This window comes from Knoellia sp. B-D-2 (assembly GCF_057714695.1).
In genome coordinates, this window is the sequence record NZ_CM173189.1 from 964751 (window position 1) to 988058 (window position 23308).

Annotated in this window: 26 protein-coding genes; 6 read left to right on the forward strand and 20 right to left on the reverse strand. The window is 72.0% G+C overall.

Features of this window, described 5'->3' with window-relative positions:
• Window positions 1-256: 256 nt before the first annotated feature.
• From AC3EU2_RS04620 to AC3EU2_RS04645, 6 genes are all read right to left on the reverse strand, one after another.
• Complete coding sequence (locus AC3EU2_RS04620; protein WP_488178552.1) at window positions 257-553, reverse strand: glutaredoxin family protein; 297 nt, start codon at window positions 551-553, stop codon at window positions 257-259.
• A gap of 12 nt (window positions 554-565) precedes the next feature.
• Window positions 566-2215 carry a lysophospholipid acyltransferase family protein gene (locus AC3EU2_RS04625; RefSeq protein WP_488178553.1) on the reverse strand — a complete coding sequence of 550 codons (1650 nt, stop codon included), beginning with the start codon at window positions 2213-2215 and terminating at the stop codon, window positions 566-568.
• Window positions 2215-3261 carry an NAD-dependent epimerase/dehydratase family protein gene (locus AC3EU2_RS04630; RefSeq protein ID WP_488178554.1) on the reverse strand — a complete coding sequence of 349 codons (1047 nt, stop codon included), beginning with the start codon at window positions 3259-3261 and terminating at the stop codon, window positions 2215-2217. Before AC3EU2_RS04630 ends, AC3EU2_RS04625 begins: the two co-directional genes overlap by 1 nt.
• 286 nt (window positions 3262-3547) lie before the next feature.
• Complete coding sequence (locus tag AC3EU2_RS04635; protein ID WP_003792170.1) at window positions 3548-3646, reverse strand: 30S ribosomal protein bS22; 99 nt, start codon at window positions 3644-3646, stop codon at window positions 3548-3550.
• A 187-nt stretch (window positions 3647-3833) separates the two neighbouring features.
• Window positions 3834-4031 (reverse strand): helix-turn-helix domain-containing protein, encoded by a 198-nt coding sequence (locus AC3EU2_RS04640; protein WP_035939493.1) that lies wholly within the window; start codon window positions 4029-4031, stop codon window positions 3834-3836.
• A 167-nt stretch (window positions 4032-4198) separates the two neighbouring features.
• Window positions 4199-5389, reverse strand: coding sequence for an acetoin utilization protein AcuC (locus AC3EU2_RS04645; RefSeq protein WP_488178555.1), 1191 nt, complete (start codon window positions 5387-5389; stop codon window positions 4199-4201).
• A gap of 74 nt (window positions 5390-5463) precedes the next feature.
• Here AC3EU2_RS04645 and AC3EU2_RS04650 point away from each other — a divergent pair, with 74 nt between their 5' ends.
• From AC3EU2_RS04650 to AC3EU2_RS04670, 5 genes are read left to right on the forward strand one after another with little or no spacing between them, the layout of a single operon-like run.
• On the forward strand, window positions 5464-6129 hold the full coding sequence (locus AC3EU2_RS04650; RefSeq protein ID WP_488178556.1) for a potassium channel family protein: 666 nt from the start codon (window positions 5464-5466) through the stop codon (window positions 6127-6129).
• 42 nt (window positions 6130-6171) lie between these two features.
• A complete protein-coding gene (locus tag AC3EU2_RS04655) occupies window positions 6172-7155 on the forward strand; it encodes a Bug family tripartite tricarboxylate transporter substrate binding protein (RefSeq protein ID WP_488178557.1) in 984 nt (327 codons plus the stop codon).
• The gene (locus tag AC3EU2_RS04660) at window positions 7152-7706 is read left to right on the forward strand and encodes a tripartite tricarboxylate transporter TctB family protein (protein WP_488178558.1); all 555 of its coding nucleotides are present in this window, start codon (window positions 7152-7154) and stop codon (window positions 7704-7706) included. Before AC3EU2_RS04655 ends, AC3EU2_RS04660 begins: the two co-directional genes overlap by 4 nt.
• 9 nt (window positions 7707-7715) lie before the next feature.
• Window positions 7716-9218 carry a tripartite tricarboxylate transporter permease gene (locus AC3EU2_RS04665; RefSeq protein ID WP_488178559.1) on the forward strand — a complete coding sequence of 501 codons (1503 nt, stop codon included), beginning with the start codon at window positions 7716-7718 and terminating at the stop codon, window positions 9216-9218.
• On the forward strand, window positions 9215-9607 hold the full coding sequence (locus AC3EU2_RS04670) for a universal stress protein (RefSeq protein ID WP_488178560.1): 393 nt from the start codon (window positions 9215-9217) through the stop codon (window positions 9605-9607). Before AC3EU2_RS04665 ends, AC3EU2_RS04670 begins: the two co-directional genes overlap by 4 nt.
• 36 nt (window positions 9608-9643) lie before the next feature.
• Here AC3EU2_RS04670 and AC3EU2_RS04675 read toward each other — a convergent pair whose 3' ends face one another.
• From AC3EU2_RS04675 to AC3EU2_RS04710, 8 genes are all read right to left on the reverse strand, one after another.
• Entirely contained in the window at window positions 9644-10171 is a 528-nt protein-coding gene (locus tag AC3EU2_RS04675; RefSeq protein ID WP_488178561.1) for an N-acetyltransferase family protein, read from the reverse strand.
• Window positions 10168-10716 (reverse strand): GNAT family N-acetyltransferase, encoded by a 549-nt coding sequence (locus AC3EU2_RS04680; protein ID WP_488178562.1) that lies wholly within the window; start codon window positions 10714-10716, stop codon window positions 10168-10170. Before AC3EU2_RS04680 ends, AC3EU2_RS04675 begins: the two co-directional genes overlap by 4 nt.
• A complete protein-coding gene (proC, locus tag AC3EU2_RS04685) occupies window positions 10709-11509 on the reverse strand; it encodes a pyrroline-5-carboxylate reductase (RefSeq protein ID WP_488178563.1) in 801 nt (266 codons plus the stop codon). Before proC ends, AC3EU2_RS04680 begins: the two co-directional genes overlap by 8 nt.
• Before the next feature lie 149 nt (window positions 11510-11658).
• Window positions 11659-12609, reverse strand: a complete 951-nt coding sequence (locus tag AC3EU2_RS04690) for a proline dehydrogenase family protein (protein ID WP_488178564.1) — start codon at window positions 12607-12609, stop codon at window positions 11659-11661.
• A gap of 63 nt (window positions 12610-12672) precedes the next feature.
• Window positions 12673-13407, reverse strand: a complete 735-nt coding sequence (locus AC3EU2_RS04695; protein WP_488178565.1) for an ABC transporter permease — start codon at window positions 13405-13407, stop codon at window positions 12673-12675.
• Window positions 13404-14159 (reverse strand): ABC transporter ATP-binding protein, encoded by a 756-nt coding sequence (locus tag AC3EU2_RS04700; protein WP_488178566.1) that lies wholly within the window; start codon window positions 14157-14159, stop codon window positions 13404-13406. Before AC3EU2_RS04700 ends, AC3EU2_RS04695 begins: the two co-directional genes overlap by 4 nt.
• Before the next feature lie 158 nt (window positions 14160-14317).
• Window positions 14318-15145 (reverse strand): sugar phosphate isomerase/epimerase family protein, encoded by an 828-nt coding sequence (locus tag AC3EU2_RS04705; RefSeq protein WP_488178567.1) that lies wholly within the window; start codon window positions 15143-15145, stop codon window positions 14318-14320.
• Window positions 15145-16071 carry a Ppx/GppA family phosphatase gene (locus AC3EU2_RS04710; protein WP_488179437.1) on the reverse strand — a complete coding sequence of 309 codons (927 nt, stop codon included), beginning with the start codon at window positions 16069-16071 and terminating at the stop codon, window positions 15145-15147. Before AC3EU2_RS04710 ends, AC3EU2_RS04705 begins: the two co-directional genes overlap by 1 nt.
• A 40-nt stretch (window positions 16072-16111) precedes the next feature.
• On the opposite strand from AC3EU2_RS04710, the gene AC3EU2_RS04715 reads away from it, so the two are divergent.
• On the forward strand, window positions 16112-16927 hold the full coding sequence (locus AC3EU2_RS04715; RefSeq protein ID WP_488178568.1) for a DUF3109 family protein: 816 nt from the start codon (window positions 16112-16114) through the stop codon (window positions 16925-16927).
• Between the two features lie 90 nt (window positions 16928-17017).
• Here the strand turns inward: AC3EU2_RS04715 and nadC are convergent, their stop codons facing one another.
• From nadC to AC3EU2_RS04745, 6 genes are all read right to left on the reverse strand, one after another.
• Complete coding sequence (gene nadC / locus AC3EU2_RS04720) at window positions 17018-17908, reverse strand: carboxylating nicotinate-nucleotide diphosphorylase (protein WP_488178569.1); 891 nt, start codon at window positions 17906-17908, stop codon at window positions 17018-17020.
• Complete coding sequence (locus AC3EU2_RS04725) at window positions 17905-19632, reverse strand: L-aspartate oxidase (RefSeq protein ID WP_488179438.1); 1728 nt, start codon at window positions 19630-19632, stop codon at window positions 17905-17907. The genes nadC and AC3EU2_RS04725 overlap by 4 nt, the downstream gene beginning before the upstream one ends.
• 32 nt (window positions 19633-19664) lie before the next feature.
• On the reverse strand, window positions 19665-20090 hold the full coding sequence (gene panD, locus AC3EU2_RS04730) for an aspartate 1-decarboxylase (protein ID WP_488178570.1): 426 nt from the start codon (window positions 20088-20090) through the stop codon (window positions 19665-19667).
• A 15-nt stretch (window positions 20091-20105) separates the two neighbouring features.
• Window positions 20106-21047: a pantoate--beta-alanine ligase gene (gene panC / locus AC3EU2_RS04735; protein WP_488179439.1), complete on the reverse strand. Its 942-nt coding sequence runs from the start codon at window positions 21045-21047 to the stop codon at window positions 20106-20108.
• 17 nt (window positions 21048-21064) lie between these two features.
• The gene (locus AC3EU2_RS04740) at window positions 21065-21952 is read right to left on the reverse strand and encodes a Rossmann-like and DUF2520 domain-containing protein (RefSeq protein ID WP_488178571.1); all 888 of its coding nucleotides are present in this window, start codon (window positions 21950-21952) and stop codon (window positions 21065-21067) included.
• A gap of 81 nt (window positions 21953-22033) precedes the next feature.
• Window positions 22034-23242 (reverse strand): DDE-type integrase/transposase/recombinase, encoded by a 1209-nt coding sequence (locus AC3EU2_RS04745; protein WP_488178572.1) that lies wholly within the window; start codon window positions 23240-23242, stop codon window positions 22034-22036.
• Between the last annotated feature and the right edge of the window lie 66 nt (window positions 23243-23308).

Consider the following 23308-nt stretch of genomic DNA (forward strand, 5'->3'; position numbering starts at 1 on the left):
TGGTGGTACCCGGCCAGCGTACGCACTTGTGAAGCCATGCACAAAGTCACAAGCCGACCCCGGGACGGGGTGGCCGCACCGTTCTGGTACAAGCGCCGTGCACAACCGTTTTCCCCGCTCGACCTGCCCCGACCTGCCCCGACCTGCCAGCGTACGCAAAGGTGGTGGGCTTCTCGACCAGGGTTGCGGACGCAGGGGCGGGCCAGCGTCCGCAACGGTGGTCGGCTTCTCGACCAGGGTTGCGGACGCAGGGGGGTCAGGGGCGTGAGGGTGGTCGGGGGCGGGAGAGGGCGGCGCGCAGGCGGGCGGCGTCGACCCGCCAGTAGTCGTGCTGCCGGCCGTCGACGAGCGTCACCGGGACCTCCTCGGCGTAGCGCGCCATGAGGTCGGGCCGGTCGAGGATCGACAGCTCGGTGAAGGACTCCCCGAGTTCCGCCGTGACCTCGGCGACGACCGCCCGCGCGGCCTCGCACAGGTGGCACCCGGGTTTGCCGATGAGGGTGACGCGCGGCTCGACGGAGTCGGGCACGAGGGGTTCGGGGGCGGACGGCATACGGGTCGCCTGTCAGAAGAAGACGGAGCGGCGCTGCATGAGCAGCGAGTACAGGGTCTGCTGGATCGTCTCGCGCACCTGGTCGGTGAGGTCGAAGACGAGCATCGGGTCGTCGGCCGCGCCCGAGCCGTGGCTCGCGGTCTCGATCGGCGCGCCGAACTCGATGATCCACTTGCTCGGCAGCGGGATGAGCCCGAGCGGGCCGAGCAGCGGGAACGTCGGCGTGATCGGCGCGTAGGGCAGGCCGAGCAGCCGGGCGACGGTCTTCATGTTCCCGAGGATCGGGTAGGTCTCCTCGGCACCGACGACGGACGTGGGGATGATCGGCACGCCGGCCTTGAGCGCGGCCGCGACGAACCCGCCCCGACCGAAGCGCTGCAGCTTGTAGCGCTCGCTGAACGGCTTGCCCACGCCCTTGAAGCCCTCGGGGAAGACGCCGACGAGCTCGCCCTGCGCGAAGAGGCGCTCGACGTCGGAGCCGGCCGCGAGGGTCGAGCCACCCCGGCGGGCGAGCGTCCCGATGAACGGGGTCTGGAAGACGAGGTCGGCACCGAGCGCCCGCATGATCCGGTGCTGCGGGTGCTCGTCGTGGAGCGCCTGGGCGACCATGAGCGAGTCGAGCGCGACGGTGCCGGAGTGGTTGCTGACGATGAGCGCGCCACCCTCGGCCGGGATGTTCTCGAGCCCGCGGACCTCGACCCGGAACCAGCTCCGGTAGATCGGGCGCAGCAGCGGGAAGATGACGTTCTCGGCGAAGTGCTCGTCGTAGCCGAACTCGTCGACGGAGTAGTCACCCTCGATCCGGCGGCGCAGGAACGCGAGCGCGGACGCGATCCGGCGCTCGATCTCCTCGGGCGAGACCCCGGCCCCCAGGGCGGCGATGCGCATCGCGGCGATCGACGCGCCGAGCAGCTCCTCGATGCCGGGCACGGGCAGCGCCATGTCGGTCTGGGTTGCGGTCGGGTCCGGCGACGGTGCCCGCTTGGGCGGTGCCGGCGTCGGGTCCGGGACGGCGGCCACGCGCAGGTGGCGCCGTGCCGCCTCGTCCGCGGCGCGCTTTGCGCGGGGGCTCTGCGGTCGTATGCCGGCCTGCCGGGTCGCCTTGGACGTCGCCGTCGCGCGCGCCGTGGGGCTCGGGCGGTGGGCGGTGCGCGCGGTGGTTGCCGCGGGAACCGGTGCGTCGGTGACGGCCGCCAGGGGCGCGGGTGCCACCTTCGCAGGCGCCCCGGCCTTCACCGGGGGCGTCGTCGCGACCGGCGAGGTATCGGTGGAGGACGTGGACAGCAGCGGGGTGGAGCGCCGGCGGGCACGCTCGCCGGAGGAACGCGCGGCGCCGGCGGCGACCGACGGCGTCCGCCGGGCGGAGGTGGCACGCTTCGTCACAGCGGCCGTGGCCGCGGGGGCCGTGGACGTCGTCGAGGTCTTGGAGGCCTTGGAGGCCTTGGACGTCGGGGAGGCCTTGGAGGCCTTGGGCGTCGGGGAGGCCTTGGGGGCCTTGGGCTTCGCCGGGGCCTTCGCCGCCTTCGCTGCCCTGGCCGGCGTGGTCGCCGCCTTCGCCTTCGCGGGCGCCGCCTTCGCCGCCCTCGTCTTCGCGGGCGACGCCTTCGCCGCCTTCGCCTTGGTCGTCGTCGCGGTCGCTGCCGCCGTCCTCGTCGTCGCCATCAGTGCTTCCTCCCCCTCGTCGAGACACCCAGGACCTGCTGGGCTGCGCCGACGAGCCCTCCGACCGCCGCCGTCGCCGCGTCGAGCGAGGGCAGGATCGGGGTCACGGTGCGGGCGAAGTCCTCGAAGGCCGCGCGGGTGGTGAACGTCGGCGAGAAGCCGAAGCCCTCGCGCATCACGGTCGTGTCCATGCCCCGCCCGAACGCGAGGAAGGACATCTGGTCGGGACTGAAGTCGACGAGGCCGAATCGCTTGCCGAGCCCGCCGAGCGGCCCGGCGGCGGCCATCGGGACCATGACGAACGGGCGGCGGACGAGACCCGCGGCCTGCGTCACGGTGAGCACCCCGTCGCCGGCGAGGTTGACCACACCGGTCGTCGACCCGGTGACGCCGCGCACGAGCGCTGCGATCGCGTCGTCCTCGTGGAAGAACTGGAGGCGGGCGTCGAAGCCGAGCGGGATCGGGATGACCGGCAGGTTGAAGTAGTCGGTGATCGACGTGCGGATGCGCGGACCGATGATGTTGGCGAAGCGCAGCGTGAGGATCTCCGCGTCCGGGCGACGCCGGGCGAAGCCGCGCACGTAGCCCTCGACCTCGATCGAGTCCTTGCCGAAGCCCGAGGAGGGCAGCCGCTTGGCCGACATCTCCTCGGTGAACATCGCGGGGTCGCGCGGCGTGGAGCCGTAGACCGCAGCGGTGGACTTGACGACGAGCCGCTTGACCGACGACGCCTTCTGGCACGCCGCCAGCAGCTGCATCGTGCCGATGACGTTGATCTCCTTCTGCGGAGTACGTCCTCCGGCGAAGGTCGGCGTCGCGATGACGTTGGCGTGAACGACGGTGTCGACGTCGCCCTGCGCGATGACCTTGCCGATCATCGGGTTGCGGATGTCGGCGCGCACGAACTCGGCCCGGCCGAGGTCACGCGGCGGCGGGATGACGTCGACCCCGATGACCTTCTCGACGGAGGGGTCGGCCGCGAGCCTGCGGGCGAGCACGCCCCCGATGTAGCGGGAGACCCCCGTCACGAGCACCACCTGGCCCACGGACACTGCCTCTCTTCACGTCGGTTGTGTCGTGCCCGACCCTACTTGCCGTCCCGGGATGCGGGGAACGCTTGGAGCGTCACCCCGTGGTGAGCGCGGTCACCCCGCAGCGCGGTCGGGCACCCGCGGTGCGGTCGGGCACCCGCGGTGCGGTCGGGCACCCAAGGTGCGGACCGGCATACACCCAGAACGGCATCCGCGGAGAACGCCGGCCCGAGCGGCCCCGGACCCGACACGACGGCCCCCGCCACGAATGGCGGGGGCCGTCGATCACGTCAGGGACGCGTCACTTCTTGTTGCGACGCTGGTGGCGCGTCTTGCGAAGCAACTTGCGGTGCTTCTTCTTCGCCATGCGCTTGCGGCGCTTCTTGATCACTGAACCCATGAGCAGTCCTTGCTGATTGGAAATGTTCGAAACGACGTGGACCAGCAGCTGCTGGCCGGCCGGCGCGGCCGACCGGCGCGCGTGTGTCAGGGGCCAACCCTACCGGCGCGCGGGCCGCGCACCCAAACGGGTCCGGGAGCGACGAAGGACCTCGCCGGTCCGGCCTTCGTCGCGTGGAGCTTCTCGCTCACGCGGTGCCCATGTAGGACTCCCGGAGGTACTTCTGCACCTCGTCCTCGGGAACCCTGAACGACCGTCCCACGCGCACGGCGGGGAGCTCGCCCCCGTGCACCATGCGGTAGACGGTCATCTTGGACACACGCATGATCGAGGCCACCTCGGCGACGGTCAGGAACCGCACTTCGGCAAGACGTTCGTGCGACATCGCGACCTCGATCTCTACACACTCGCATCGCCGGCTTCCCCACCGGCGGTCATCTACGGGCGTGCAAGAAGCAACCATAGGGGCTGGTGTGACCATTGGGGAAGCCGATGGAGCGGAATCTTTCCCACGTCCAGCCGACACGCGGTGCAGTGGGGAGAAATCCGCCACTAGTCGAACCACGGGTCCAGCCCGTGGAGCGGGAACACCGCCTGGCGGGTGGCGAGGATGGCGGCGTCGCCGGGGCGGTCGGGGTTGTGCCCCATCTCCCACGGCTGCACCCAGATCGGCAGGTCGGCGGGGTCGAGGTCGCCCATCGTCGCGGGGCCCTCGCGGCCCGTGACCTCGAGGACGTGGTCGCGCCAGGACTGCGGCACGGCCGTGGCCACGGGGACCGGCGCGTGCGCCGCGATGGCCGTGAGGTGGGTCCACGACCGGGGCACGACGTCGACGAGCTCGTAGCCCCCTCCCCCGAGGGCCACCCACTTGCCGTCCGCGTGGTCGTGGGCGAGCCGGTGGAGGCACTCGTGCGCCCGGCGCTGCGCGTCGATGGAGACCGACAGGTGCGCGAGCGGGTCCTGGCGGTGGCTGTCGCAGCCGTGCTGGGAGACGAGCACGTCCGGGTCGAACGCCGCCACGACCTGCGGCACTACCGACTCGATGGCCCGCAGCCACTCGGAGTCACCGGTCCCGGGGGGCAGTGCGACGTTGACGGCGGTGCCGCGCGCGTCCGGACCGCCGATGTCGCCCGGCCACCCCGTCCCCGGGAAGAGCGCGCGACCGGACTCGTGCACCGAGACGGTGAGGACCCGGGGGTCGTTCCAGAAGATGCGCTCCACCCCGTCGCCGTGGTGGACGTCGATGTCGACGTAGGCCACCCGCTCCGCACCGTGGTCGAGGAGGTACTGGATGCCGACCGCGATGTCGTTGTAGATGCAGAAGCCGGAGGCGTGCGTGGCCATCGCGTGGTGCAGCCCGCCGCAGAAGTTGACGCCGTGGTCGACCTCGCCGCGCCACACCGCGTCGCAGACGTCGACGGTGCCCTGGACGATCCGCGCGCTCGCCTCGTGCATCCCCGCGAACGCCGGATCGTCCTCGGTGCCGAGCCCGCGCCGCGCGTCGGCCCGGTCGGGGTCGGCCGAGGCCGCCCGCACCGCCGCGACGTAGCCCGCGTCGTGAACCGTCTCCAGCAGAGCGTCGCTCGCGATGCCGGGACTCACCACCTCGACGCCCTCGAGGACGCCGAGCGCCTCGGCCAGCCGGGTCGTCAGCGCCAGTCGCACGGGACCCATCGGATGGGTCGGCCCGAAGTCGTAGGCCGTGAAGCCGTCGTCCCAGACGAGGCGCGTGCGATGAGCCATGTCGGGCACGCTACCCGGCAAGGGTGCGGAGAGGGCTAGCCTCGACCCGTTGTGTCCGTCGTCAGGAGGAATGCGTGGGAGGCAAGAACAGCGATCTCGACGTTCTCGTCGTGGGGCTCGGGCGGTTCGGTGGGGCCGCGGCCCTCGAGCTGCGCCGCCTCGGTCACCGGGTCGTCGCCATCGAGACCGACGGGTTCCTCGCGGAGAGGTTTCTCGGACGGCTCAGCTCGATCATCCACGCGGACGCCACCGACGCCCAGGTGGTCCGGGACGCCAAGGCCTCCCGCTACAAGATCGCCATCGTCGGCGTGGGGTCCTCGGTCGAGGCGTCCGTGCTCGTGTCGGCGAACCTCGTCGACGCCGGCATCCCCGACATCTGGGCCAAGGCGACGTCGCCGGAGCACGCCCGCATCCTCGACCGGATCGGCGTCCAGCACATCGTGCGCCCCGAGGCCGACACTGGCCGGCGCGTCGCCCACCTCGTCGGCGGCAAGCTCCAGGACTACATCGAGTTCGACGACGGCTTCGCGATCGTCAAGATGCGCCCGCCCACCGAGGCGATCGGGTTCACGCTGGCGCAGAGCGCCCTGCGCAGCAAGTACGGGGTGACGATCGTCGGGGTCAAGGCCCCCGGCGAGGACTTCACGTATGCCGTCCCCTCCACCAAGGTCTCGGCTCACGACACGCTCATCGTCAGTGGCCCGACGGAGCTCCTCGAACGGCTCGCCTCCCGCCCCTGATCCCGGGGTGTGATGGCGGTCACATCGTGGGAGAGTGTGCCCATGGAGCGCCGCACGACGACTCGACGGACCATGCTCGGGTCCGCACTCGCCCTTCCCCTCCTCGCTGCCTGTGGCGTGACGAGAAACGATGCCGGCGGCCCGCCGAGGCTGCGGATGATGATCCCGAACCGGCCCGGCGGCGGCTACGACGAGACCGGCCGCGCCGCGGTCAAGGTCCTCGAGGACAAGGAGCTGACCTCGCGCTTCGAGGTCTTCAACGTCACGGGCGCGAGCGGCACCGTCGCGATGGCCCGCCTCCTCAACGAGGAGGCCGCCGAGGACCTCCTCATGACGATGGGCCTGGGTGTCGTCGGCGCGGTGCGGACCAACGGCTCCGACGCCACCGTCGACCGGGCCACGCCGATCGCCCGCCTCATCGAGGACGCCGAGGCGGTCTACGTCCCGGCGAGCTCGCCGCTGCGGACCATCGACGACGTCGTGGCGCGCTGGAGCGCCGACCCCTCGAAGCTCACGGTCGGCGGTGGCTCGTCCCCCGGCGGCCCCGACCACCTCTTCCCCATGGAGTTCGCGCGAGCCGTCGACATCCCGGCGCCGCGGGTGAACTACACGCCGTATGACGGCGGCGGTGACCTCCTGTCCGCGCTGCTCGGCTCCAAGGTCGACATCGGCACCTCCGGCTCGACCGAGTTCAGCCAGGAGGTCGAGGCCGGCAAGCTGCGCATCCTCGCGGTGTCGAGCGCCGAGCGCCTCGACCTCGTCGACGCACCCACCCTCAAGGAGTCCGGGGTCGACCTCGAGTTCACCAACTGGCGCGGCGTCATCGCTCCCCCGGGCATCTCCCGGGCCCGCCAGCAGGAGCACATCGACCTCATCGGCTCGATGCACGACATGCCCGAGTGGCAGGCCGTGCTCAAGGACCGCGAGTGGACCGACGCCTACGTCACCGGCGCCGAGTTCGGCGACTTCCTCGAGCAGCAGGACGAGCTCGTCGCCACCACGCTGGCCGAGCTGGGGCTCTCATGAGCGGCAGCGACGCCCGTCCGGTCGCCGAGCCGGGCGCGACCCCGGGAGCCGAGCGGGGGGCCGAGCGGGGTCCCGACCTCGGCCAGTTCGTCGTCGTCGGCGTCCTCGCCGCCATCGGGCTCTTCACGCTGGTCAGCACGTGGGACGTCGAGGCCGGCTTCTCCGGCGGCGACCCGCTCGGCCCCCGCTTCCTCCCGCTCGTCGTCGGCATCGTCCTGCTCGTGCTCGCCGGCCTCCTCGCCGTCGCGACCCTGCGCGGCGACCGGGGAGCCGAGGAGGAGGGCGAGGACATCGACCTCACCCTGCGCCCCGACTGGGTGACCGTGCTCAAGCTCGTCGGGCTCGTCGCGGCCGCCATCGCCCTCATGGACCTCCTCGGCTGGGCCATCGTCGGCGGGCTCCTCTTCGCGGGAGCCGCCCGCATCCTCGGCAGCCGCACCCCCGTGCGCGACCTCGTCATCGGAGGGGTGCTGAGCGTCGCGTCGTTCTACGCGTTCTACGTGGGACTCGGCGTCCCCATCCCGCCCGGCATCCTCGACGGAATCCTCTGAGGGGCGCCCATGGACACGCTCAACGGGCTCCTCGACGGGTTCTCCACCGCCCTCACCCCCATCAACCTGCTCTTCGCGTGCATCGGGGTGCTGCTCGGCACCGCGGTCGGCGTCCTGCCCGGCATCGGCCCGGCGATGTCGATCGCCCTGCTGCTCCCGATCACCTACAACGTCGAGCCCGCCGGTGCGCTCATCATGTTCGCCGGCATCTACTACGGCGGCATGTACGGCGGCTCGACGACGTCGATCCTGCTCAACACCCCGGGTGAGTCCAGCTCGGTCATCACCGCCATCGAGGGCAACCTCATGGCCAAGAAGGGTCGGGCGGCCCAGGCGCTCGCCACCGCGGCCATCGGATCGTTCGTCGCCGGCACCATCGGCACCGCCCTGCTCGTCGTCTTCGCCCCGGTCGTCGCCGACCTCGCCGTCAAGCTCGGCGCCCCGAGCTACTTCGCGATCATGGTGCTCGCGCTCGTCGCCGTCACCGCCGTGCTCGGCTCGAGCCGACTGCGCGGCTTCATCTCGCTCTTCCTCGGGCTGGCCATCGGCCTCGTCGGCATCGACGGGCTCACCGGGCAGAACCGCATGACGATGGGCATCCCGCTGCTGGCCGACGGGGTCGACATCGTCGTCATCGCGGTCGCGATCTTCGCCATCGGCGAGATGCTCTGGGTCGCCGCCCACCTGCGCCGGCGTCCGGCCGAGATCATCCCGGTCGGCCGGCCGTGGATGGGGCGCGAGGACTGGAAGCGGTCGTGGAAGCCCTGGCTGCGCGGGACGGCATACGGCTTCCCGTTCGGGGCGATGCCGGCCGGGGGCGCGGAGCTCCCGACGTTCCTGTCGTACGTCACCGAGCGCAAGCTGTCGAAGCACCCCGAGGAGTTCGGCAACGGCGCGATCGAGGGCGTCGCCGGTCCCGAGGCGGCCAACAACGCCTCCGCGGCGGGGACGCTCGTGCCGCTGCTGACGATGGGACTGCCGACCAACGCCACCGCCGGTGTCATGCTCGCAGCGTTCATCAACTTCGGCTTCGACCCCGGGCCCAACCTCTTCAACGACAACCCCGAGCTGATCTGGGCGCTCATCGCGAGCCTGTTCATCGGCAACGCGCTGCTCCTCGTGCTCAACCTGCCGCTTGCCCCTGTGTGGGCCCGGCTGCTGCGCACCCCGCGTCCCTACCTGTACGCCGGCATCCTCTTCTTCGCGATGCTCGGTGCGTATGCCGTGAACCTCCAGTGGTTCGACCTCGCGCTGCTGCTCTTCTTCGGCCTCATCGGGCTGATGATGCGGCGCTTCGGCCTACCGGTGCTGCCGCTCATCATCGGCGTCATCCTCGGCCCACGGCTCGAGATCCAGCTCCGCACGGCCCTGCAGCTGTCGGCCGGCGACTGGGGCACGCTGTTCTCCGAGCCGGCCGCGATCGTCATCTACGTGCTCATCGTCCTCATCGCCTTCCTCCCGCTCATCCAGAAGGCGCTGCGGCGCCGCATCCCGACCGAGGAGTCGCCGTGACCGTGCTCGTGACCTGGACGCCCGACGCGGTCGGCGAGGCCGCCATCGACGCCGCCGTCGCCGAGGCGACCCTGCGCCGCACCCGGCTCGTCGTCGTCAACGCGACGAAGGGCGAGGCCCTGCTCGACCCGAAGTTCGACCACCACATCGGCGACGGCCCGCTCGCGGAGCGGCTCCGCTACGCCGGGGTCGACCACGAGGTCGTCCAGGAGCTGGGCGTCGACCCCGCCGAGGCCGTGCTCGCCGTGCTCGAGCGCGTGGGGGCGGACCTGCTCGTCGTGGGCCTGCGTCGCCGCAGCCCCGTCGGCAAGCTCATCATGGGCAGCACGTCGCAGCGGCTGCTGCTGGACTCACCCGTGCCCGTGCTGGCCGTCAAGCCGCCGAGGTAGGCCGGCTCGGACGGGCCGGCCGCGGCAAGTGCCGGCTCAGAAGTCGTTCGGGACCGCACCCCGGTCGCCGACGAGGGCGAGCACCATGGCGACCTCGTCCTCGTCGTCCTCGCTCCTGACCCGCATCGGGCGGCGCTCGGCCGTCGGACGGAACCCGAACCCGCTGGCGAAGGCCACGGCCCGGCCGTTGTCGCTGCCCACCCAGTAGGTGAGCTGGCGCTGGCCCTGCTCGCGGGCCAGGGTCGCTCCCGCGCGCACCAGCTGCGTCGCGACGCCGCTGCCGCGGGCCTCCGGCGAGACCCACAGGCCGAAGAGCTCGGAGGTGAGCGGGTTGTCGTCGGAGGAGGCGCCGACGCTGACGATGCCGACCGGGCTCGTGTCGCGCTCGGCGACGAGGCGGTCGGAGCGCGTCATCCGGAGGCGCCACAAGTCCTCGTCGAAGGCCTCCTCCTCCTGGAGCGTGGCCGCGAAGGCCTCGGGCGACTCGCGCAGAGCGGTCAGCCGGATCTCGCGGTACTGCTTCCAGTCCTCTTCGCCCAGCGGGCGCACGGTGATCTCGCTCATGGGTCCACTGTCCCCGACCGCGCGCTGGGGCGGCAACCCGGGTCCACCCTGACCGCGTACCCGATCTCGCGGATCCCGCCGTAGAGCGGGTTGTCCCACGTCGTGCCGGTGCGCTCGAACCCGTGACGCTCGTAGAGGCGCTGGGCCGGCAGGTTCTCCTCGCCGACGTCGAGCAGGACACGGGAGTACCCGGCCTCGCCTGCACTGGCGAGCACGGTGGAGACGAGCAGGTCGCCGACGCCGTGGCCACGCGCGGAGGATGACACCCACATCTGGATGAGGTAGGCCTCGTCCTTCGGCAGCTCGTCGTCACGCGACAGGGCGATGACCCCCACGGGCCGGTCCCCCTCGAAGGCGAGCCAGACCCGCATGGAGCCGAGCAGTGCGAGCCAAGCGCTCTCATCGCGAGCCGCGGCACCGGCATACGTGCTCGCGAAGGCCCGCGGGGTGTCGAGGAGCGCGGCGAGGCGCACGTCGCGATAGACGCGCCAGCTGTCCTCGGTGACGGGAGCGACGTGCAGGGTGGCCGAGGTGGTCTCAGCCACCCGAGAGCTCCTTGGAGCGGATCGCGGCAGCCTCCATCGCACTGATGAAGGCGGCCCGCACCTTGTGGTCGTCGAGCTCGCGCAGGGCGGCGGCGGTCGTGCCACCGGGCGAGGTGACCTGCTCGCGCAGGACGGTCGGGTGCTGGCCGGTGTCGCGCAGCATCGTGGCCGCCCCGTAGAGGGTCTGCGTGACGAGCTCGGTGGCCGTCGCGCGGGGCATCCCGAGGACGACGCCCGCCTCGATCATCGCCTCGACGACGTAGAAGATGTATGCCGGCCCGCTGCCGGAGATCGCCGTCACCGCGTCGAGCTGGCTCTCGGGGACCTCGGTGACCTTGCCGGTCGCGGCGAGGAGCTCGATGGCGTGCTGGAGCTGCTCGGGCACGCAGTGTCGGCCCGCGCTCACGGCCGCCATGCCCTCGTCCACGAGAGCGGGGGTGTTGGGCATGACCCGGACGACCGAGCGGCCCTCGGCCAGGCGGCTCTCGAGGAACTCGGTGGTGATGCCGGCAGCGAGGCTGACGACGAGGTTGCCGTCGGCGACGTGCGGGCTGATCTCGTCGAGGAGCGCGGCCATGTCCTGCGGCTTGACGACGAGCACCAGCGTGTCGGCCTCGGTGGCGGCCTCGACGTTGCCCACCGCGCGCACGCCGTACTTCTCGGTCAGCTCGGCGGCGCGGTCGGCCCGGCGCTCGGTGATGAGGAGGTCGCCCGCCGGCCGGCCGGCTCGCAGCAGCCCCGAGAGCAACGTCTCGCCCATGACACCCGCACCGAAGATCGCGACCATTCCCATGGCTGGAGCCTATTGCCCCGCGCGTGGGACAGTGAGGCCGTGTCCGTCCGGGTCGTCCCCATGCTGCCGTGCGCCGACATCGACGCCATGGCCGACGTCTTCACCGCGCTCGGGTTCACCGTCGCCCTGGGGTCAGCCCTCGGTGACGCTCAGCCCTTGGAGACGAGGCTGCGCAGGAAGAACGTGAGGTTGGCGGGGCGCTCGGCCATCCGGCGCATGAGGTAGCCGTACCACTCCTCGCCGAACGGCACGTAGACGCGCATCTGGTGCCCGCGGTCGGCGATCCGGGTCTGCTCGTCCGGGCGGATGCCGTAGAGCATCTGGAACTCGTACGAGTCGGGCTCGCGGCCCTGGCGGCTGGCCAGCGCCCGGGCGATGTCGATGAGGCGCGGGTCGTGGCTCGCGACCATCGGGTAGCCCTCGCCGGCCATGAGGACCTTGAGGCAGCGGACGTAGGACAGGTCGACGTCCTCGGCGTCCTGGTACGCGACCGAGGCGGGCTCCTTGTACGCGCCCTTGCACAGCCGGACCCGGCTGCCCGCGGTGGCGAGGTCGCGGCAGTCGGACTCGGTGCGGTGCAGGTAGGACTGGAGCACGGCCCCGGTCTCGGGGAAGTCGCTGCGGAGCTCGGCGAGGATCGACAGCGTCGAGTCCGTCGTCGTGTGGTCCTCCATGTCGAGCGTCACGGTCGTGCCGGCGTCCTCGGCCGCCTCGCAGATGGTCCGGGCGTTGTCGAGGGCGATCTGCTCGCCGTCCTGGGGCAGCGACTGGCCGACGGCGCTGAGCTTGACGCTCACCTCGGCGGCGCCGAACTGCGAGAGGTCGCGGGCCTTGAGGGCACGCAGCAGGCCGACGTAGGTGTCGACGGTGTGGGCGGCCTGACCCGCGTCGAGGGTGTCCTCCCCGAGGTAGTCGATGGTCACCATGCGGTTCGTGGCCCGCAGCCGAGCGGACGCCTCGACGGCGTCGGCGACCCCCGTGCCCGGCACGTAGCGCTGGACGACGGCCCGGCTCACCGGCGCCTTCTCGATGGTCGTGCGGACCATCGACGAGTCGGACAGGTGCAGGAGGGTTCCGCGAAGGAGGTCTGAGGCATCCACGCACGTCAGGCTATCCGCTCCGCGGACGGCGTATGCCGCGGGCGCTCCCCGCGCTCGGGGCGCTCAGGGCGTGCGCCGGCGCAGGGTGAGGCTGCCCAGCCCCAGGGCGACGACGATCGCGCCGACGATCACCGCGAGGTCACGAGAGACCTCACCCAGCGGCTCCGGGACCGCAGCGATGGTGCGCATCGCGTCCACGGCATACGACAGCGGGAGCCAGTCCGAGACGGCCGAGAGCACGGGCGGCAGGCCGTCGCGGGGGACGAGGAGGCCGCACAGGAGGAACTGCGGGAGCACGAGGGCCGGCATGAACTGCACCGCCTGGAACTCGGTCGACGCGAACCCGCTGACGAACAGCCCCAGCGCGGTCCCGAGCAGCGCGTCGCAGAGCGCGACCACGACGAGCAGCCACGTCGGTCCCGCCACGTCGAGGTCGCAGACCCAGACGGCGAAGGCGGTGGCGACGAGCGCCTGCACGATCGCCATGAAGCCGAACGCCATCGCGTAGCCGAGCATGAAGTCGCCCTTTCCCAGCGGCGTCGTGAGGAGCCGTTCCAACGTGCCCGAGGCGCGCTCGCGCAGGGTCGCCACGCTCGTGACGATGAACATCACGACGAACGGGAAGACGCCGAGCAGGGCCGCCCCGATCCGGTCGAAGACGGGCGTGCCGTCGAAGATCCAGGCGAGCAGGCCGAGGAGGACGCACGGGACGACGAGCATCATCGCGATGGTGCGGTGGTCGGCGCGCAGCTGGCGCAGGATGCGCGTGGCGGTGGCGATGGTGAGGCGGGGGCTCACGGCCGCCCACCTCCCCAGCGTGCGGCGTCGTCCACGAGGCTGAGGAAGGCGTGCTCGGCGTCGGCGGCCCCGGTGCGGGTGAGCAGCTCCGGGAGGGTGGAGTCGCTGAGGATCTCGCCCTCGCGCAGCAGGAGCAGCCGGTCGCACCGGGTCGCCTCGTCCATGACGTGGCTCGACACGAGCAGGGTGCGGCCCTGCTCGTGGGCGAGGCGCCGGAAGAGGCCCCAGAGGTCGCGGCGGAGCACCGGGTCGAGCCCGACGGTCGGCTCGTCGAGGACGAGGACCTCGGGGTCGCCGACGAGGGCCGCGGCGAGCGAGACCCGCGACTGCTGGCCGCCGGACAGGCGCCCGACGCGCGCGTCGGCGTGGCTGGTGAGGTCGACCGACTCGATCGCCCGGTCCACGGCGTCCCAGTCGGCACCGAGGACCGTGGCGAAGTAGGCGAGGTTGTGGCGCACGGACAGGTCCGCGTAGACGCTGGGCGACTGGGTGACGTAGCCGACCCGGCGACGGAGGCCGGGTGACCCGGCGGGCTCGCCGAGGACGGTGACCTGCCCCGACTCGACCCGCTGGACGCCGACGATCGCCCGCATCAGGGTGGACTTGCCGCCCCCGCTCGGGCCGAGCAGGCCCACGACCTCGCCCGTGGGGACGTGGACGCTGAGGTCCCCGAGCACGACGCGGTCGCCTCGGACCACCCGGAGGTGGTCCACGACGATCGCGTCGGCGGCCTTCGCCATGGCCATGGCCATGGGACGAACCTAGACCCGCACCCCCGCCCTCCCCCCGACTTATTGCGCATTCCGTCCCCCGCCGCGCGACTGATTGCGCAACACGGCCAGCCGCCCCGACCACAACGCGCCATCAGTCCGGCGCGCTGGGTCGGAATGCGCAATAAGTCGCGGGGGGGTCAGGCGTCCTCCTCGACCTCCAGCGCCGAGGCCAGGTGCAGCCGGCAGAACGCCAGCGACTCGACGAGCGCCATCTCGCGCTGCTCGGCGGCCATCCGCCGGGTCGAGATCTCGACGACCACCGACCCCGCGAACCCGCCGAGCACCAACGCGTCCAGCACCGCGGCGCACGGCTGGGAGCCACGACCCGGGACGAGGTGCTCGTCCTTCATCGAGCCTACCCCGTCGGCGAGGTGGAGGTGCGTGAGTCGCGGGCCGAGGGCGGCCACCATCTCCAGCGCGTCCGATCCGGCGGTCGCGGTGTGCGACAGGTCGAGAGTGACGTGGTCGTAGGGCTGGGGCACCGGGTCCCAGTGCGGCAGGTAGGCCTCGATGACCCGGTTGCCGACCCGCCACGGGTACATGTTCTCGACGGCGATCGTGATGCCCGAGTCGTGCTCGCGCGTCGCGATGCCGTCGGTGAAGTCGCGCGCGTACTCCTTCTGCCACCGGAACGGCGGGTGGAGCACGACGGTCGTCGCGCCCACCTCGTGCGCGAGGTCGAGGGACCGGTCGACCTTGCCCCACGGCTCGACGCCGAAGATCCGCTGGCTGATGAGCAGCGTGGGCGCGTGGATCGACACGATGGGTATGCCGTGCAGCTCGGAGAGCGCTCGCAGCGCGCCTGCCTCCTGGGTCACCGGGTCGGTCCACACCATGACCTCGACGGCGTCGTAGCCCATGCGGTCGGCGTACTGGAACGCCGCCGCGCAGTTCTCGGGGTAGACCGAGGCGGTGGAGAGGGCGACCGGGATGTCGGGGACGGCCACGGCGTCACCGTGCGGCATCAGTGCATTCCGTCGAGCCTGCGCAGGATGATGCCCTCGCGCAGGGCCCAGGGGCAGATCTCGAGACGGTCCACCCCGAGGAGGTCCATGGTGGCCGAGGCGACGATGCCGCCGGCGAGCAGCTGACGGGCCCGGGAGGTCGAGACGCCGGGCAGCGCGGTGCGCTGTGCGGCCGTCATCGCGGCGATCTGGGGCAGGACGGTGTCGAGAGCGGCGCGCTCGAGGAAGCGGGCGGCATACATGCCCTCGGAGCTGGGTGCCGCGCCGGTGACGCGGGCGAGCGAGCGCATCGTCTTCGACGTGCCGACGACGCGATCGGGCGTCGCGGCCCGGGCGAGGGGCCGCAGCTCACGGGCGATGGTGGCCCGGACATGTTTGCGGGCGGCGCGGACCGCCGCGACCCCGGGAGGGTCGCCCTCGAGGTGGTCGCGCGTCACCCGACCGGCGCCGAGCGGGAGCGAGATGGCGACGTCGGGGTCCTCGTCCATGCCCTGGGCGATCTCGAGCGAGCCGCCGCCGATGTCGGCGACGAGCAGGGTGCCGGCCGACCAGCCCAGCCACCGTCGGGCCGCGAGGAAGGTCAGCCGGGCCTCGTCCGCCCCGGCCAGGGTCTCGAGGAGGACGCCGGTCCGGTCCTTGACCTCGGCGAAGACGGCGTCGCCGTTGGGGGCCTCGCGGATGGCGCTCGTGACGAACCCCATGAGGTCCTCGACGCCCTGGTCCTCGGCGACGGACAGGCACTCGAGGACGAACTCGCAGAGCTGGTCGCGACCCGAGTCCGCGATCGCGCCCGTGTCGGTGACGTGCTCGGAGAGCCGGAGCTCGCGCTTGTGCGAGCTCGCGGGCAGAGGCTGCGCTCCCGTGTGGGCGTCCACGACGAGGAGGTGCACGGTGTTCGAACCCACGTCGATCACCCCGAGCCGCATGAGTCCACGGTAGTCGGCAGCGGCGGCATAGGGTGACCCGGTGGCCGAGACCCCGCTGGACATCCCCCGGACCTGGGTCGAGTTCCCCGACCCCGCCGACCCCGCGCAGCGCTTCCGGTGCGACCTCACTTGGCTGACCTCGCGCTGGACGTGCATCTTCGGCTCGGGGTGCGAGGGCATCTACGCCGAGCGCCCCGACGACGGCTGCTGCACCCTCGGCGCCCACTTCTCCGACGACGCCGACCTGGCCCGAGTGGCGGCCGTCGTCAAGGAGCTGGGCGAGGACGAGTGGCAGCTGCGGCCCGACCGCAAGAACCCGACCAAGGTCTCGGCGTGGACCGAGGACGAGGACGGCTCCCGCAAGACCAAGGTCGTCGACGGCGCCTGCATCTTCCTCAACCGCCCGGGCTTCCCCGCCGGCGCCGGGTGCGCGCTGCACCAGCACGCCGTGCTCACCGGCGAGGCCCCCCACACGCAGAAGCCGGACGTCTGCTGGCAGCTGCCGATCCGCCGGACCTTCCGCACGGTCGAGCGAACCGACGAGACGAGCTACCTCGAGGTGTCGATCGGCGAGTACGACCGTCGCGGCTGGGGACCTGGCGGGCACGAGCTCGACTGGTACTGCTCCGGCAACCCCGACGCCCACGTCGGCGCCGAGCCGGTCTACCGCAGCAACCGCGCCGAGCTCGTCGAGCTCATGGGTGAGCCGGCCTACCTCGAGCTCGTCCTGCGGTGCGAAGCCCACCTCGCCGCCGTCAAGGCGCTGCGCACCCCGGCCTCACGTCGGCTGCTGCCGCTCTTCGTCCACCCCGCCACCGTCGCCGCCGGCACCCCCGCCCTGCGCAAGGGCCGCTGACCCCCGCCCTCTCCCGACTTATTGCGCATTCCGGACAGACCGCGCGACCGTCACGTCGAGCGCGACGGGCCGGAAGGCGCCATCAGTCGGTCAAGGGGCGAGGTCGAGGGCGAGGTCGAGGATCGGCGAGGAGTGGGTCAGCGCGCCGACGCTGAGGTAGTCGACCCCCGTCGCGGCGTACTCGGCGGCGACGTCGAGCGTCAAACCCCCGGTCGCCTCGATCTCGACCTGCTCGCCCGTGGCCCGCACGGCGTCGACGGTCTCGCGCAGGAGGGTCGTGGACATGTTGTCGCACAACAAGAACCGCGCCCCGGCCGCGACCGACTCGAGCGCCTCGGCCGTGGTGGTCACCTCGACCTGGACCGGCACCTGCGGGAACTGCTCGCGCACGGCGGCGTATGCCGCACCAAGGCCTCCCGCTGCCAGCTTGTGGTTGTCCTTGATCATGGCCACGTCGTGCAGGCCCATCCGCTTGTTGGTGCCTCCCCCGGCCCGGACCGCGAACTTCTCGAGGGCGCGCAGACCGGGCGTCGTCTTGCGGGTGTCGAGCACGGTGGCGCCCGAGCCGTCGAGGACGTCGGCCCACCGCCGGGTGTGGGTCGCGACGCCGGACAGCCGGCTGACGACGTTGAGGAGCGTTCGCTCGGCCACGAGCGTGACCCGGGTCGACCCGGACAGCTCGGCCACGACGTCACCGCGGGCGACGCGGTCACCGTCGGCGACCCTCCTGTCCACCTCGACGGGGGCGGCGCCGAGCCGGCGGGCCACCTCGTCGAGGGTGAGCGCGATGACGGCCACCCCGGCGACGACGCCGTCCTCGCGGGCGACGACCGCGGCCCGGGTCAGCTGCGACTCCGGGATCGTCGCGGTCGTCGTGACGTCGACGCCGTCCGGACCGCCGAGGTCCTCGTCGAGGGCGCCCGCCACGACGCGGCGCGCGTCGGCGTCGGGGAAGGAGAGGTCCTGGGGGAGGGGACTCACGGCATGGTCCGTTCGGTCACGGTGAGGGAGCGGTCGGGGTCGACGGTCATGCTCTGGCGCACGAGCCACCGGGCGTCGTCGCGGTCGGGGAAGTCGCTGCGGACGTGCCCGCCGCGCGTCTCCTCGCGTCGGCGGGCGAGCTCGGTCAGCGCCAGACCGAGGTGCAGGAGGTTGGTCGTCTCCCACGACTTCGGGCCGGGCTCGGCCGTCGACGGCTGCAGCGAGGCGAGGTCCGCGAGGGTCGTCGCGGTCGCCGCCCCGGACGTCGCGGAGCGAACCGGTCCGGACCCGAGCGTCATCGCCCGCTGGACGGCGAGCCGTTGCGAGTGGTCGAGCAGCGCCCCGGGAGAGGTGTCGCCCGCGCGGGTCGGCGACGACGGAATCCCGACCTCGGGGAGCTCGCCCGCCGCGATGCGTGCGGGGATGTCCGCGGCGATGCGGCTGGCGAAGACGAGGCCTTCGAGCAGGCTGTTGGAGGCGAGCCGGTTGGCGCCGTGGACGCCGGTGCACGAGCACTCGCCGCAGGCGTACAGCCCCGGCAGCGACGACCGCCCGTGCAGGTCGGTCTCGATGCCCCCCGACGCGTAGTGCTGCGCGGGCGCGACCGGGAGCAGGTCGCGCGCCGGGTCGAAGCCGAGCGAGAGGCAGCTCGCGACGATCGAGGGAAAGCGGGTCGCGAGGAAGTCGCCGCCGAGGTGGCGCGCGTCGAGGAACACGTGGTCGGTGTCCTGCTCGCGCATCGTCTCGAGGATCGCCCGCGCCACGACGTCGCGCGGGGCGAGGTCCTCGAGCGGGTGGCGCCCCTCCATGATCCGGCGCCCGGCCGCGTCCACGAGGAAGGCCCCCTCGCCACGCACCGCCTCCGAGATGAGCGGCTGCTGGCCGGTCGAGCCCTCCCCGAGGAACAGCACCGTCGGGTGGAACTGGATGAACTCGAGGTCGGTGATGCGCGCCCCCGCGCGCAGGGCCGCCGCCATCCCGTCACCGGTGGCGACGGGCGGGTTCGTCGTCGACGTGTAGATCTGGCCGAGCCCGCCGGTCGCAAGGACGACGGCTCGGGCGTAGGCCGCGCCCACCCCGTCGAGCTGCCCCTCGCCGATGACGTGGAGCGTGACGCCAGTCACCGGCGACCCGGCGGCCGCATCGTCCCGGAGCAGGTCGACGACGAGCGCGTGCTCGACGACCTCGATGCCCGGGTCGTCGATGACGCGGTGGAGGGCGGCGATGAGGGCGCGCGAGATCTCCCGTCCCGTGGCGTCGCCGCCGGCGTGGGCGATGCGGTCGCGGTGGTGACCACCCTCGCGGGTCAGCTTGATCTCGCCCTCGGCGTCGAGGTCGAACTCGGCGCCCAGGGCGACGAGCTCGTGGACGCGCGGCGGACCCTCGGTGACGAGCGCCTCCACGGCGTCGCGGTCGCAGAGCCCGACGCCGGCGACGAGGGTGTCCTCGAGGTGCTCGGCCGGGGAGTCCTCCGGGTGCAGGGCCGCGGCGATCCCCCCCTGCGCCCACGCCGTCGACCCCTCGTCGAGCACCGTCTTGGTGACGAGCAGGACGCGGTCGACCTGCTCGCGCAGGCGCAGCGCACAGGTCAGCCCGGCGATGCCCGACCCCACGACGATGACGTCGGCCGACGTCGCCCATCCGGGGGCGGGGGCGCTGAGCGCTCGCGGGACGTGGACGTGGACACGGTCGCGGTCGCGGTCGGGGGCGGGGGCGGACGGCATACGAAGGCCGTCGGGGGTGGCCGGGTCCGGGCTCACCCGTGCGAGCGCTTCGTCACGGCGGAGGTCATGAGCCCGTAGCCCTCGGGCACGTCGCCGCCGTCGTCGCCGACCTCGACGATCTTGTTGTCCTTGTCGACGAAGACGACGTGCGGGTCGTGGCTGCGCGCGTCCTCGTCGGCCATGGAGGCGTAGGCGATGATGATCACCGTGTCGCCGGGCGAGATGAGCCGGGCGGCGGCGCCGTTGATGCAGAGGATGCCGGTGCCTCGCTCGCCCTCGATGGCGTAGGTCGTGAGCCGGTTGCCGTTGTCGACGTCGACGACGTCCACCTGCTGGCCGGGCAGGAGGTCCGCCGCCTCCATGAGGTCCATGTCGATCGTCAGCGAGCCGACGTAGTGCAGGTCGGCCTGCGTCACGGTCGCGCGGTGGATCTTGCTGTGCAGCATGTAGCGGTACATGGCGGGGCTTCCTGGTTACGTGGCCGGGCGGGCGGTCGTGCTGTCGGGGTCGGGCTGCGAGAAGACGTCGAGCCGCCCGCCGCCCGGCCCGACGAGGACCGGGGTGTTGTCGATGAGCCGGGTCGTGCCGACGCGGGCGGCGACGGCGAGTAGCGCCTCGCCGCGGTACCACTCGGGCACGTCCTGGAGGGTGCTCGGGTGGACGAGGACGAGGTAGTCGACGAGGGCCAGCGGCTCCTCGACGACGACGTCACGGGCCGCACGCCGGATCGCTGAGGGTCCGTATGCCGCCTGCTCGGCTCCCGCGGCCAGCGCGCGATTCAGGCACAGGGCCACCTCCCGGTCGGACTCGGTGAGGTAGGTGTTGCGGCTGCTCAGGGCGAGGCCGTCGCTCTCGCGCACCGTCGGGACGGAGACGACGTCGACGGGGAAGTCGAGGTCGCGGACCATGCGCCGGATGAGGAGCAGCTGCTGGGCGTCCTTCTGCCCGAAGAACGCCCGGCGGGCGCCGGTGAGGTGGAGCAGCTTGCCGACGACCGTGAGCATGCCGTCGAAGTGGCCGGGTCGCGACTTGCCCTCGAGGACGTCACCGAGCGGCCCGGCGGACACGCGCACGCCCGGGTCGCCGTCGGGGTAGACGACGTCGGGCGTCGGCGCGAACACGATGTCGACACCCGCGTCCGACGCGATCCTCATGTCGTCGTCGAACGTGCGCGGGTAGCGGGACAGGTCCTCCTTGGGACCGAACTGCAGCGGGTTGAGGAAGATCGTCACGATGACGTGCTCGGCCGCCAGCCGCGCCTCGCGGATGAGCTGCGCATGGCCCTCGTGCAGGGCGCCCATCGTCATGACGACGGCGACGTCCTCACCGGCGAGGGCGGCCCGCGCGTCGCGCAGCTCGGCGCGGCTGTTGACGACGAGCGGGGTGGTCGTCGGGGGCGCCGTCGGAGTCGGGATCGTCGTCGGGGCTTCGGTCACGAGGAGGGCTCCTGGTCGGCGAGGATGTCGAGCAGCGGCTCGGCGGCCGACGGCTGGAGCCGTCCGCTCTCGAGTGCACGCACCGCGGTGGCCCGGGCCATGGCGACGTACGTCGTGCGGATCTCCGGGGAGATCCGGTCCAGCTCGCGGAGGTGCGTGCCAACGGTACCCACATCCCCCCGGGCCACGGGACCGGTGAGCGCCGCGTCACCAAGCCGCAGGGCGTTGTCGAGCGCCGCCCGGGCGAGCGGCCCCAGCACGGCCCGCGGGTCGTCGACGCCCGCGGCCCGCAGCACCTCCATCGCCTCGGCGACGAGGGTGACGAGGTGGTTCGAGCCGTGGGCGAGTGCGGTGTGGTAGGCGCTGCGCTGGTCCTCCGCGACCCACACCGGGTCCCCACCCATCTCGACGACGAGCGCCTCGGCCATGGGGCGCAGCGCGTCCGGGCCGGTGATGCCGAACGCGCACTCCTCGAGCCGGCCCAGGTCGAGGGCGGTCCCCGTGAAGGTCATCGCCGGGTGGATCGCCAGGGGAAGGATGTGCGCGGCCATCGCGGGCCGCAGGATGGCGGTGCCGTGCCGCCCCGAGGTGTGGACGACGATCTGGCCCGCCTGCCACGCGTCGGTGGCGGCGAGGCCGCGGACGAGCTCGGCGAGCGCGTCGTCGGGCACGGCGAGAAGCACGAGGTCGGCGCCGTCGATGACGTCGGGGACGTCCTTGAGCGGAACCCCGGGCAGGAGCGCGGCCGCACGGTCCCGGCTCTCGTCGCTCACGGCATACGCCGCCTGGACGTGGTGGCCGGCCCGCGCGAGGGCGGCGCCGAGCACCGCACCGACGCGGCCGGCGCCGATGACGCCGATCGAGAGCCGAGCCGGGTGGTCCATGCCGCCCAACCTAAGCCTTGTGTGCCTCAGCGCGAGTTCCAGCCCGCTGTGGTGTCTCAGGACTTCGCGGACACTTATGTCTCAGGGCTTCTCGGTCAGTCTGGCGGACGCGTTGGCTGATTGGTAGCGGGATCGTGGCGTCGTCAGTGTCAGGTCTGCGACGTGGCCGCGGTCGTTGACGATGGTGATGGCACTTCCCTGCCGGAAGAGGGTCACGGTCGTTCCGGCGTAGCGACGGCCGATCCCGATGCTGGTCTTGTCGACCTTGATGGCACCGTTGGCGGCGACGACGGTGCTGCGCACGATCATCGGGAGCTGCAAGTCGCCGGCTGCCCCGTCTTTGGGACCTAGCCGGTACCGCTGTCCCGGCGTCAGGCCGCCCAGGTGGGTGCGACGACGGTCGTTGTTCTGGTGATGTCGGTAGGTCGCGAGCAGCTGGTTGAGGTGATCGATGGAGGTGATCGACCGGACGGCGAGCCATTTCAGCACCGTCTGGTGAGCGCGTTCGCACTTGCCGCAGGTTTGCGGGTGGCCCACAGAGCTGGTGATGGCCTTGACGCCAAGCAGGCTCAGGTTCTCCTCGAGGGCGCTGACCCAGCCTCGTCGTCGGCCAGAGAACGCGGTGCCGTTGTCGGTGAGGAACTCCCGGGGAAGGCCGTAGGTCGTGGCAGCGGCCGCAACCGTGGCCCACACGTCAGCCGCGTTCTCGCTGTGCCCTGCTCGCAGGCCAACGTCGTAGCGGGAGTGGTCATCGACGATGTGCAGGACCACGACGTCGGTGCCGTCATCGAGTGTCACCGCGAACCCGTCCATTTGCCAGCGGGTGTTGGGTTGAGCCGCTTCGAACCGGCGGGTCGCCCTCTTGGGTTTGCGTTGCGGGACCGCGATCAGTTGTCCGCGCCGCTTCAGGATGCGGTTGATCGTGGCCCGCGAGGGAATCTCTGCCCCGACCGGCCACAGTGGATCAACGGCCTCAACGAGAGCCTCGAGCCGGAACCGGATCTGCTCGGCGCCGGCGTCCCAGCCGTCACCGGTCATCTCCTTGCGAACCCGGACAATCACCTCCTCGACCGAACTGCTCACCCTTGTCGGGGACGACAACGGCGCCCGCGACTTCGGGAACAACCCGTCGACGCCCTGCTCGCCGAAGCGTTGCCGGTACTTGTAGAACGTCGTGGTCGACGCACCCAGATCGGCGCACACCGCCCGGACGTTGAACCGCTCTCCGCCAACGAACCTGGTCACCCATGCAGCAAGGTCGGGACCCACCGCCACTCCATCCTTGGCCATGCCCCAGCGTCGAGCCTGACCAGTCCGAGTGTCCGCGAAGTCCTGAGACTTAATCTGTCCGCGAAG